Here is an 11969-nt window from a genome sequence, read left to right as displayed (position 1 = left end):
TGTAAAATCCGGTGTTCTGGATGCCGTTTTTCGGAACGTCAAACTGAACACCCTAGTTACTTGATCTTCAAATTTTCTTGATTCTTCACGATTTAGAGGCTCAAGAGAGTCTCGAATATTTCTTATTAGACGTTCAATCTGATTGTGTAATCTGTTAAGAATTACGTTCTGCTCTTGAATTTTATTTTCAAGTGTTGTATCATCAGATGAGGCAGTTATTATATTCTTAATTTCTTCATTAAGTTTTTCAGCAATTAAATCCAATCGCCTTTCATCTGCTTTACGTACAATTTCCTCTTTGCGTGATTCAATATCTTTGAATATTACTGAAAGTTCTGTTATGTCATTTTTCGTTGCCGAAACAGCCGCTATATGGCGTATCTCCATTTCGCAGTTTTGGGCAAGATAACACTTGGCTTTTTCTATATCTATTGGAGATTTAGTATCAGTTTTTGTTAAAACTGCGTAAATTTCTTTATTTGCTAATTTAACAGTTTTAATGAAATCTATCAATGATTTTGTTAATTGTTGATTTATGTCAACAATTAAGATGATACCATCTGCTGAGGGTAAAAAATTAACCAGTGTCAGTTTATGTTTGGGATCTGGAGAAGAAATTCCAGGAGTATCAACGATTATAGTATATGGAGATACTTTAGTTGATGTATCAAATACAGTGACAACTTTGGCTTCCTTCAGATTGTCATTGATAAGTGTTTTGATATTGTCTACATGCTCTTCTCTTCCATCTTCAAAAATGATATCTGCACAATTTTTTGGTGCACCAAAGTGTACTTCATATATAGTGGCGGTTGTAGGACGAGTTGCTGTTTCAAGTGCATGAGAATCCGTGAGGGCATTAATCAGCGTAGTCTTTCCAGAACTGAATTCTCCGATAAAAGGCAAAATTATGGGAGTATTTCCTGATTTTGCTTTTACAGAAAGAGATTGTAGCTCAGAAATAATAGTATTGCTATTAATTGAGCCTGCAACTTCAAGTAGAAATGGTATGTGTTCCCGTTTCATGTGTATTTATATTTTTATTATCACTCAACTATTTGTAAAATAATTAAGTGGTTTGTATTAGTTTATATCAAGAAATTTAGAGAAAGTCCATCAAATAAATTGTTGGTTTGCTTTCTTGTAAATTAATGTTTATATGGTTTATACAGCAATAGTTGTTGGAGAGTAAATTTACAGACACTGACTTGGTATTTATTATAGCGGATTTCGGTCTAAGTTATGGGTATAAAAAAGACGTGAAACCACTTTTGCGTCTGCTATCGAAAGTCGGGCTCTGGTAAAACCTTGGTCAGATATGCAAAGAAGCAAGTAGTTCCACGCCCAATGCACAGGGTATGGATGATTACTTGCCACTTCGTTCCTGACCGTTTTTAAGTTTACCAGACTTTGACTTTCGGGCGGAGTGGCTGTTGTTATAGTTGCTGTGTTTTGACGTATGACATCTCTATGTCTTGTCGGGTTGCAAATTTATAACAACATTTTGTTTTTTCCAAATTCTGTGATGTGTTTTGTGACAATGTTGTGTATTGTCGCGGGCTTTTGGAGCTACTTGCTGTTTTTTGTTACAAAGTTATAACAAGACTCTGACTGATGTTGTCTTTGTGTGTGATTTTTTTGTGTTTTTTTGATCGGTGCTTTGTCGGGATCACTTGATATGCAAGTAATCTTGAAATGCTATTGGATCGGACTTATCTCATCCAGTATCCGACAAGCAATAGTAATATTATTATGAATGCTTGAAACCAATAGGATTTTCTTTGTATCTTTTTAATATCTTGATTCATAACGAAGGGATTAATTTTGAGATTAGATTGTTGATTGAAGAGTTGGTTGTCTCGATGAGGGTCATTATCGCTTCCTGACGAGCTAAAGATGCATCAGATATGTCGTCAGATATGAGGTCAACAGCCTTATCCATCAGCTTGTCAAGACGTTGCTGACAGAAATTGAATTGTTTGTCGAGTATGGGTAGCGATTTCTCATAGAGAGTCACGTCTCGTTGCGCCTTGACCATCATACAGTTGAGCATGTGCTCAAGTTGTGCGCACTGAAGTTGCACGTCAGCAGATATGCGTGATATTTCCACTGCATTTGCCGAAATATTGTTTAAGGCATTCGAGACGTTGGCGATAATATTGTCGGTGCGGGTGGATAGTTGTCTGACCTCCTCCACAACGATAGGGGTCTCTATGTTGTCGGCATATTCTGCCGGATATGAATTGTTGTAATTCTTCATAATGCTTGAATTAAAAGTTTTTATTTGTTGAATCAGGAGAAGAAACTGCTGAAGAATGTTGAGATAGCACTTTTCTTGTTGTAGTCAAAGTTCGGCTGCTTAATCAGTCCGCATACTCCGGCTATATAGTTGGAGATCTCATTGTCAAGATACGTGATATCTTGCATGTGGATTTCTTCAATTTTTGATGTATACGACCCCAGGCGAGACCATAGCCAAATAATTGCGATAGCTCCGACAATAGTCTTTACCCACCATACTCCAGGTATATAGAAGATACTGAGCAATATTATAATTATAGAGGAGAATACACCGGATGCGTATATCGGGCTGTCCGGTTCCTCTTGCTGGCACGCATCTCTTTGCTGCACCAGATAGTTGTAGTTGCTGATAGCCTCGTTTGAGGAGATAAGTGTATTTGACGTGGAGTGGTCAGAAGGTGGGGTGAATCGGTTGCGGTTATTTTGGAAGGTGATAAGAGGGAGCTGCGGATCCGCCATCAGCATCACTTCGGCACCGGAGAGTTGTCCTCCTATCTTTGAAGATCTTTCCAAAACATCGATAGGTTTTTTATCACCAAACATCTCTTGAATGATAATCTGATTGATCATGAAATAATCAGGGCGGGGAAGATCTGAAGACTGCATATCATTGCTCCAATATCTGTATTCCTCATTCAGATAATTACACATTGAGAGAAGGAACATGTTTGTCCGATACAGATTCAGAATCCTGAGGGATATGGCAGATATTCGGGAAATCTGGTCGTTATCTTTAAGTTTGGCAGGATAATTGATGCTGATGTATTTGTTGAATAGACGCCGACTCGATTCAAACTTTATTTTTGCAGATTCCAACGCCTTGGCGTTGCGCTCTCTATTCTCGGATGCAATCATTTTCTTTACTGCCATCATCTTGTCAAGGAGCTGGTTATGCTTGTAGGCAGCTTTTGCTTTTCCGAAGGCTTCAATGCTGCGGGCAGCGATTTCGCCTGCGATTTCGATTTTGAGTCTTGTGGAAGACTTCATATTGGGGATATCGCGACATATATCGAGAGTGGTTGAGACTAATTCCCTTACTGTTTCAGCGTAGTTGGAATAAATTTCCGGTAGCTTCTGGCTGAGTTCGTTGATCTGAGGAATCACTTGCTCTTCGAGTGCTGAAATGTCGTCCAACAAGGATATAATCAGTTTTTCATCGTTCATGCTGTTATTCTGTGGTTTTGTTAATTGTATGTCGGATGTCGTTTCCATTGTAAAAATCATTTATGTGATAAGGTTGATGGATTATCAGCCAATCTGGATGGCTGAGAGGTAGGCATTGTTGAGGATTCCGGCGCGTTTAAGGTCGATGCCGTATATCCGGAGGAATGCATCATTGACCAGACGGCCACCGTCTACATTGATAGGATTGACAGGGTAGGGGGTAGAGACCTGTACGGACATTCCCGGTTCAATGATAATTGAACTTCCTCGGAATGAGCGGGTAGTGGTGATTTTGAATAGAGCCATATCTATTTATTTTTAGTTGGTGTAACTAATGTTTCTTTGAGAAGTAACGGGTGCAAATTTAAGCTGATACAATGACAAATACTGTCTTGGTATTTGCTAAAATGATAAATTTTTGAAGAAATTTTGTATTATAATTGGATTTTTCCATATTTATGTTTTGTTAATGGGAGGGTGGCTTTTGGTATGTTTTTTGTAGACTCGGACAGATTTTGTCGTTGTTTGTTGCTAATTTTGTGGTTGGATTCTGGAGGGGATTCGCGCTTGGCTTTTGGTTTTGTTTCGCGGTTTTTATCGCGCTTCGCGCTCACACCTGGATCAAAACTGCTGCGCTCTGGCAGGGGGACGAAACTGACGATCCCCTCGCCCATGGGCGAGGGCACGGAACTCCAGTCTTTTGAAGGGGGGCACGGGATTCTCTCGTAGGGATTTGAGTCTTTTAATTTTAGTTTGATATGATTGCGAGATATAAGTTTTGTCTTTGGCTTGTGGAGCGGCTTTCGATTAGGAGGATGACGCTGCATGAGATTATGGAGGAGTGGCGTAGGTGTGGGGAGAATATTATGGGGATGGAGTTGACTCCTCGTACTTTTTCACGCTATCGCGCTCTCGCTGAGGAGATTTTTAGGGTGAATATTGAGTGCTATAAGCCGAGGAATGAGTATTGGCTTGATGCGGATGCGCTTGCTGATGCGGATGAGTGGTCGATGTCGGCTTTGCGGTTACATTCGCTGTGTTCGATGGTGGGTATGAGGGATCATATTGTTGTGGAGGCTCCTCCGGCAGGGTCGGAGTTGCTTTATGTGGTTGCGAATGCCTGTAGGGAGCATAGGGTGTTGAATTTTAGTTATTCTTCGCCTTATAATCCGGATAGGGATTGTAGTGTGATTCCGTTGTTTATCCGTCTGTTTAAGCAGCGGTGGTATTTGATCGGGCAGCCGGTGGGTAGGAATTTTCTTACTACGCTTGCGCTTGAGAGGATGAAGGATATCTCTACGGGGGAGTGTGCGACGCCTACTGTCAATCCGGATCCGGAGGAGTATTTTTCGGATTGTTATGGGGTGATCCGTCAGCATGAGCCGGAGAGGGTTGTGATTCGTGCTTTCTGGCCTCAGAATAAGTATCTGAAGGAGGTGCCGTTGCATGCTTCGCAGAGGGTGGTGGATGAGTGTGAGAATTGGACGGATTTTTCGCTTTATGTGCGCCCGACATACGATTTTAAGCAGGAGTTGCTTAGTCAGCGTGATAAGGTGGCTGTGATTTCTCCTGAAAGCTTACGTAATGATATGATTGAGATTTTGGAGAGTATGATGGCTTCGTATCGTGATGGGAAGGCTCATTGTATTGATGAATGAGAGGATTGGACTGATTGGACAAATTGGACAGCTTGGACTTTTTGGACGAATTGGACTTTTTGGACGAATTGGACTACTTTTATTTTTGGACGAATTGGACTACTTGGACAAATTGGACTACTTTTATTTTTTTGATTGCTTTCTTTTTGATTTTTATCGCGCCCATAAGAGATTATGGGCGCGATGCTTTTTGTATTATTCGATTTCGATGTCGTAGTTTTCGAGGAAGTGTTGCGATTTGCGGATGTAGTCGTTCATCACGACGTCGTCTTCTACGAAGGGGACTGCCTCTCGGTAGGCTTTCATTACTTTTTCAATCAATGGGGATGATTTTAGCGGACGACGGAAGTCGATTCCCTGGGCTGCGTTCATCAGCTCGATTACTGCGATTATCTTGAGGTTGTCGATGATTTTGTGCAGTTTTGTCGCTGAGTTGGCTCCCATTGATACGAGGTCTTCTTGTCCGTTGGAGCTTACGATGGAATCGCAGGAGGCGGGCCATGCGTACATCTTGTTCTGGCTAACAAGGGATGCGTCGGCGTATTGTGGGATCATGAATCCGGAGTTAAGACCGGGTTTTGCCACGAGGAATTCGGGTAGCCCTCGTTGTCCGAGTATGAGCTGGGCTACACGGCGTTCGGAGATGTTGCCAAGTTCGGCAAGGGCTACACCCATGTAGTCGAATACGAGTGCGATCGGTTCTCCGTGGAAGTTACCACCGCTAAGTACGAGGTCTTCATCGGGGAATACGGTCGGGTTGTCGGTGACGGAGTTGATTTCTGTGTGGAGTACTTCGGTGACGTGGTGCATTGCATCCTTTACGGCTCCGTGTACTTGCGGAATGCATCGGAAGGAGTAGGGATCCTGTACGTGCTGTTTCTCACGGGTGATGATTTCGCTGCCATTCAGAATCTTGCGGTATATTTCGGCGGTCTCGATCTGTCCGCGATGAGGACGCACGCGATGGAGCGGTGCGAGGAATGGCTCGATACGTCCGTCGTATGCCTCAAGGCTCATTGCACCGAAGAGGTCGAAGCAGTTTACCAGATGCCATGCGTCGATAAGTGCCTTTATTCCGTTCGCACTCATGAATTGTGTGCCGTTGAGGAGAGCCAGACCCTCTTTTGACTGCAATTTTATCGGCTCCCATCCGAATTTGTCAAGAATCTCTTTGCCGGAGTATCTCTCGCCTTTATACATCACCTCGCCTTCACCGATGAGGGGGAGGAACAGGTTGGCAAGGGGGGCGAGGTCGCCTGATGCTCCGAGTGAGCCTCGGTCGTAGACGATGGGTAGGATGTCGTTGTTGTAGAAGTCGATGATACGCTCTACTGTAATCAACTGCACTCCGCTGAAGCCCATTGAGAGGGCGTGTGCTTTAAGGAGAAGCATAAGTTTGACTACATCTCCGTCAACTGGCTTGCCGACGCTGCATGAATGGCTTTTTACGAGATTCTCCTGTAGGGTGGATAGCTGCTCAAATGAGATCTGCTTGTTACAAAGAGAGCCGAAACCGGTGGTGACTCCGTAAATCGGTGCTGCATCGGCATCTGCCTTGCTGTCGAGGTATTCACGGCAATGACGAATTTTCTCCTTGGCTTCTTCGGAGAGGGTAAGTTTGATGTTGTTTTTCAGTATTTTTTCGATTATGTCGTAGGTGAGAAGGCTCGAACCTATGGCGTATGTATCTTTTATTTCCATAATTTACTCAGCAAAATAGATTTGTTTTTAATTGGGAGAGTGGGTCAGGAGTCATAGACTATTCTTCCGTTGAAGATGGTGGTCTTGACGCAGTTCATGCCGACGTAGTAGGGTAGCATCCTGAAGTTGTCGAAATGCAGGATTATTAGATCTGCCCGTTTGCCGGGTTCGATGGATCCGATTGTGTCGGCACGGTCAACGGCAGCGGCGGCATTGAGGGTGAGAGCCGTGATTGTCTCCTCTACTGACATGCCCATGTAGATGCAGGCAAGGGCGATTGTCAATGGTATGGAACCGGAGAAGCAGCTTCCGGGGTTCAGGTCGGTAGCAAGCGCCACGGCTGCGCCGGCATCAATGAATTTACGTGCCGGGGCATACGGTTCCTTTAGCGAGAAGGCGGTGAGGGGGAGGAGCGTGGCGACTACGTTTCTGTCTGCCATCATGCGGATACCTTCATCGCTGACGTGGAGGAGGTGATCGGCGGAGACTGCACCCATCTCGGATGCCAGTTCGGCACCACCGAGTGTGACGATCTCATCGGCATGAAGTTTCAGTTTGAATCCGGCATCGCGTGCGGCATTCAGGAGACGGCGGGAGTCGTTGATCTCAAATACATTCTTTTCGGTGAATATGTCGAAGAACTCTGCTTTCCCTTTGGCTGCCGGAATCATCTCGTTGATCATCAGATTGACGTAGCCTTCGGTGTTGTCCTTGTATTCTTTCGGGACGGCATGGGCACCGAGGAATGTGGAGACTACATCCAGTTTCCGATCGGGATCTGTGGCGAGACGGTGTATGGCTTCAAGCATTTTCAGTTCGGATTCGGTGTCAAGTCCGTATCCGCTTTTGGCTTCTACGGTGGTGACTCCCATTTCTGACATGCGGTCGATGAACCAACGGGCTTTCGCGATGAGGTTGTCGCAGGATTCGTGACGCGTGGCGTTTACGGTGGATTGTATTCCACCGCCACGTTGCATTATGTTCATGTAGGATTCACCGCTCATTCTCCAGCTGAATTCGTCGGGACGGTATCCGCCGAAGATGAGGTGGGTATGTGAATCGATGAAGCCGGGTAATATGACACGCCCTTCGGCATCGATGACTTTGCTCTCATCTTGGCTATGAGAGGGGGCATCTTTTGTCGGACCGACAAATTCTATGATGCCGTCTCGGACAATTACTGTGGCGTGTGGGATGATTGCGAGACGGGACATTTCGTTGCCCCGTCGGGGGGAATTCCCGACGGGGGTGACTATTGTCGCGTTATTTATAATCAGGTTGCTCATAACTATTGCTTTTGCTTATCGCGCTTTGCGCTCACACCAGGATCAAAACTGCTGCGCATTGGGCAAATGCTCTAATGCGAAGTTGTTTGGGTTATTTGTCGATGATGTGGTTGACGATGGCGAGGATCTCTTGTTCGCGGGCTATGGCGGAGGCTGCGATTTCGGCGGCTTCGGTCAGGATTTTGTCGGCGGTGTCGCGGTCTTTGAGTCCGGCGGCGTTGATGCGGACGTTGAGCTGTGCGCCAAGGACGGCACTGCGTGCGGCGAGAGCTCCGACACCAGCGTCGCTGACAGAGGCGGGGTTGCCTTGGGATGCCATCTGACGGAGGAGGTCGAAGGTGTCGTAGGCGGCTTTCATTGTGCGGAGCGGCACTTCGGTGGCGTAGAGAGTGGCTGCCTCAAGGGCGGCGGAACGTGCCGCTTTTTCCTCGGGGGTGTTTTTCGGCATGGCGAATACAGCCATGATGCGGTTGAATGCCTCTGTGTCTTCGTCAACGAGCAGAATCAAACGGTCGAGAATTGCTCTGCCTTTCTCGGCGCAATCGGAAAATTCTTCCCAACGGTCGTCCCATCCGGCTTTGTGGGCGGAGAGGTTTGCCACCATTGTGCCGAGCGCTGCGGCGAGTGCACCCATGTAGGCGGAGATGCTTCCTCCTCCGGGAGCAGGCGATTCTGATGCTGTCTCATCGGCAAATGCCTTGCATGAGAGATCCACCAGTTTCTTGCCATGATCTTCCGCAAGCATGTCCTCGATTATCTTTTCATTTCGGATGAATGGTTTCAGTTCGTCAAGCCCCATTGATTTGACTGCAATCTTTATGATTTCATCTTCCGTTATACCGAGAGAGCGTTGCTGCATGCGCAGATAATGCTTTCCGGCATCGATCAGGGTGCGTTTGGGCACGAGACCTACGATTTCGGTTCCGGTGACTCTAAGACCTCTTGCAGCGGCTGCGCGGCAAACTTCGTCGAAGGCTATATGGAGCGGGGTGGTGGATATGTCGGTGATGTTCATAGATACCTGGGCAATGCCATATTCATCTATAAACCATCCGATTGCTTTGGTGGCTTTCAGAGTGCCGGGGATCATGATTGTATTGCCGTCGGCATCTTTCATCGGTTTGCCATTAGGCTTTCCTCCTTCACGTTTGGGACGCCCTTTCTCACGGACATCGAATGCAATTGCGTTGGCTCGGCGGGTGGATGTGGTGTTGAGATTGAAATTGACGGCGATGAGGAAGTCGCGTGCACCGACAGCCGTGCAGCCTGTTCTGGCTGCGTCATCGTCAAACGGGCGGTTGCCATAGTCGGGACCGGCATCCTCCTTACCCATTCTTTCAGGGAGACCTTCATATTCCCCTTGACGGCATACAGCAAGATTCTTGCGTTCGGGAGAGAATGCAGCAGCCTCGTAGCAATAGCAGGGGATGTTGAGTTCGGTTGCAGCTCTCTCTGCAAGTTTACGCGCAAGTTGGGCACATTCTTCCAGAGAGATGCCGCTGACTGGAATCAAGGGGCATACATCGGTTGCACCCATGCGGGGGTGTGCGCCATGATGCTGGCGCATGTCGATGAGTTCAGCCGCCTTCTTCATGCCACGGAGGGCAGCTTCAACTACAGCATCCGGCTCGCCGACAAAAGTCACGACGGTTCTGTTGGTGGCTTCACCGGGATCAACGTCAAGGACTTTAACGAATCCACCTTTCCCGATTTCTGCAACTATCGCATCAATCACGTTCTTATCGCGTCCTTCAGAGAAATTCGGTACGCATTCAATTATTTTTTTCATGAGTAAAGATTTCAGTTATTTATCAATTTGCGAAGCATATTCTCGTCGGCAATGAAAGGCTCGGTAATCATGAAGCCGTTTTCAGCTTGGGTCTCGTTCCATTCCTTGACGGTGGATATTGCATTCTCATTGCGTGCCCAGCTGCGTCGCGCCACACCGCCCATCACGTCCCAAAGCATAGCGTTCTTCAGAATCTCGTCAACTCTCTCGGATCCGTCGCACACCATACCGAATCCGCCGTTGATTGATTTGCCGATTCCTACACCGCCACCATTATGGAGGGCAACAAGGCTCATTCCACGTGCACAGTTTCCGGCGAAGCATTGCACCGCCATGTCAGCCATCACGTTGGAACCGTCCTTTATGTTTGATGTCTCACGGAATGGAGAGTCGGTGCCGCTGACATCGTGATGGTCTCTTCCGAGCATGATGGGACCGACCTCCCCGTTACGAACCATCTCATTGAAACGTAAGGCTATCTTTAGACGCCCCATTGCATCCTGATACAGGATTCTTGCCTGAGTGCCTACGACGAGAGCGTTTTTCTCAGCATCACGGATCCAGTTGTAGTTGTCGCGATCCTGTCCGCGACGGTTGGGGTCGATACATTCCATTGCCGCCTTGTCGGTCTTCACAAGATCCTCGTGCTTGCCGCTCAGACATACCCAACGGAAGGGACCGTAGCCGTAGTCAAAGAGCATCGGACCCATGATATCTTCCACGTATGACGGCCAGATGAAACCATCCTTCTCATCGATGCCATTTCTTGAAATCTCCTTTACTCCGGCATCATATATAGCCTTCATGAAGGAGTTGCCGTAGTCGAAGAAGTATGTGCCACGAGCAGAGAGAGCCTTTATTGCATTGAAATGACGATGGAGAGATTCATCTACTTTCTTGCGGAATTCTTCGGGATTTTTGTGGAGTAGTTCGGTACGTTCTTCAAAAGATAGACCGGCAGGGCAGTATCCACCTTCATATACGGCATGGCATGAGGTCTGGTCGCTGAGCAATTCAATCTTGATATCATTCTCAACGGCATATTCGAGAAGGTCAACCACATTGCCGAGATATGCTATTGATAATGGTTTACGAGCCTCCATAGATTCGTGGGCGAGAGCGAAAGCCTCCGGGATTGAGTCGGTGACGCGCTGCACCCATCCTTGCTTGTGTCGAGTCTCGATTCTTGATGGATCCACTTCGGCGATTATTGAAGTGGCACCGGCGATGTCGGCAGCCTTAGGCTGTGCACCACTCATACCTCCGAGACCGGAAGATACGAAGAGATGTCCGGAGAGATCACCATCTTCGGGTATTCCAAGTTTCATTCGTCCGGCATTCAGGATTGTGTTGAATGTGCCGTGTACTATACCTTGCGGACCGATATACATCCAGCCGCCGGCAGTCATCTGTCCGTAGTTGGCAACGCCCATCTGCATGGCCTCATGCCAATCATGTAGATTGTCGAACATGCCGACCATCATCGCGTTGGTAATGATTACGCGGGGAGCATCTTTCTTTGAAGGGAAAAGACCGAGGGGATGCCCGGATTCTACTACGAGTGTCTGTTCGTCGGTCAGTTCTTCAAGATATTTCTTGATGAGATTATATTGGAGCCAGTTCTGGCATACCTGTCCGGTTTCGCCGTAAGTGACAAGTTCGTAGGGATACAGGGCAATATCGAAGCATAGATTGTTGTCAATCATCACCTGAAATGCCTTTCCTGCAAGACACTTACCTTTATATTCATCGATGGGTTTAGCCTTGATGTCGCCTTGCGGACGCCATCTGTAGGCATATATTCTGCCTCTTGTCTTCAGCTCCTCAAGAAATTCGGGAGCCACTTTCTCATGAAGAGATTCCGGGAGGTAACGTAGAGCGTTTTTAAGGGCAGTCACAGTTTTTTCGTCAGTGAGAGAGAATCCTCTGTCGGGGGCACGTCGGATGCCTTCAACAAATTCAGGATATTCCGGAAGAATATCCGAAAGTAAAATCTTTTGTCTTGTCATGGTGTTGCTATAGGTTGATATTATGCGCAAAATTAGTAATTTTTTTGAAATAGTCAATGTG

Annotated in this window: 10 protein-coding genes; 1 reads left to right on the top strand and 9 read right to left on the bottom strand. The window is 46.6% G+C overall.

Annotation, left to right across the window (positions count from 1 at the left end; all coding sequences use genetic code 11):
* The 5 genes from E5331_RS05475 to E5331_RS05455 form a co-directional block, all read right to left on the bottom strand.
* Positions 1-1026 (bottom strand): dynamin family protein (locus E5331_RS05475; RefSeq protein ID WP_135985985.1); only part of this gene is annotated, 1026 nt, incomplete at its 3' end.
* A 778-nt stretch (positions 1027-1804) separates the two neighbouring features.
* Positions 1805-2260, bottom strand: a complete 456-nt coding sequence (locus E5331_RS05470; protein ID WP_123481723.1) for a hypothetical protein — start codon at positions 2258-2260, stop codon at positions 1805-1807.
* Positions 2261-2292: 32 nt separating this feature from the next.
* The gene (locus E5331_RS05465; RefSeq protein ID WP_135985987.1) at positions 2293-3513 is read right to left on the bottom strand and encodes a hypothetical protein; all 1221 of its coding nucleotides are present in this window, start codon (positions 3511-3513) and stop codon (positions 2293-2295) included.
* Positions 3514-3549: 36 nt separating this feature from the next.
* Complete coding sequence (locus tag E5331_RS05460; RefSeq protein ID WP_123481725.1) at positions 3550-3771, bottom strand: DUF6140 family protein; 222 nt, start codon at positions 3769-3771, stop codon at positions 3550-3552.
* 128 nt (positions 3772-3899) lie between these two features.
* On the bottom strand, positions 3900-4139 hold the full coding sequence (locus E5331_RS05455) for a hypothetical protein (protein ID WP_123481726.1): 240 nt from the start codon (positions 4137-4139) through the stop codon (positions 3900-3902).
* Between the two features lie 84 nt (positions 4140-4223).
* Between E5331_RS05455 and E5331_RS05450 the strand changes: the two genes are divergently transcribed.
* Positions 4224-5123, top strand: coding sequence for a helix-turn-helix transcriptional regulator (locus tag E5331_RS05450; protein WP_123481727.1), 900 nt, complete (start codon positions 4224-4226; stop codon positions 5121-5123).
* Between the two features lie 195 nt (positions 5124-5318).
* On the opposite strand, the gene hutH is transcribed toward E5331_RS05450, so the two are convergent.
* The 4 genes from hutH to E5331_RS05430 all read right to left on the bottom strand — a co-directional run bounded on the left by hutH (position 5319) and on the right by E5331_RS05430 (position 11908).
* Positions 5319-6818, bottom strand: coding sequence for a histidine ammonia-lyase (gene hutH, locus E5331_RS05445; RefSeq protein WP_123481866.1), 1500 nt, complete (start codon positions 6816-6818; stop codon positions 5319-5321).
* A gap of 50 nt (positions 6819-6868) precedes the next feature.
* Positions 6869-8110: an imidazolonepropionase gene (gene hutI / locus E5331_RS05440; RefSeq protein WP_123481728.1), complete on the bottom strand. Its 1242-nt coding sequence runs from the start codon at positions 8108-8110 to the stop codon at positions 6869-6871.
* Between the two features lie 91 nt (positions 8111-8201).
* On the bottom strand, positions 8202-9899 hold the full coding sequence (gene ftcD, locus E5331_RS05435) for a glutamate formimidoyltransferase (RefSeq protein ID WP_123481729.1): 1698 nt from the start codon (positions 9897-9899) through the stop codon (positions 8202-8204).
* 11 nt (positions 9900-9910) lie between these two features.
* Positions 9911-11908 (bottom strand): urocanate hydratase, encoded by a 1998-nt coding sequence (locus E5331_RS05430; RefSeq protein ID WP_123481730.1) that lies wholly within the window; start codon positions 11906-11908, stop codon positions 9911-9913.
* Between the last annotated feature and the right edge of the window lie 61 nt (positions 11909-11969).

This window comes from Lepagella muris (genome assembly GCF_004793975.1).
Classification (GTDB): domain Bacteria; phylum Bacteroidota; class Bacteroidia; order Bacteroidales; family Muribaculaceae; genus Lepagella; species Lepagella muris.
This window is presented reverse-complemented; position numbering and strand designations above follow the sequence as displayed.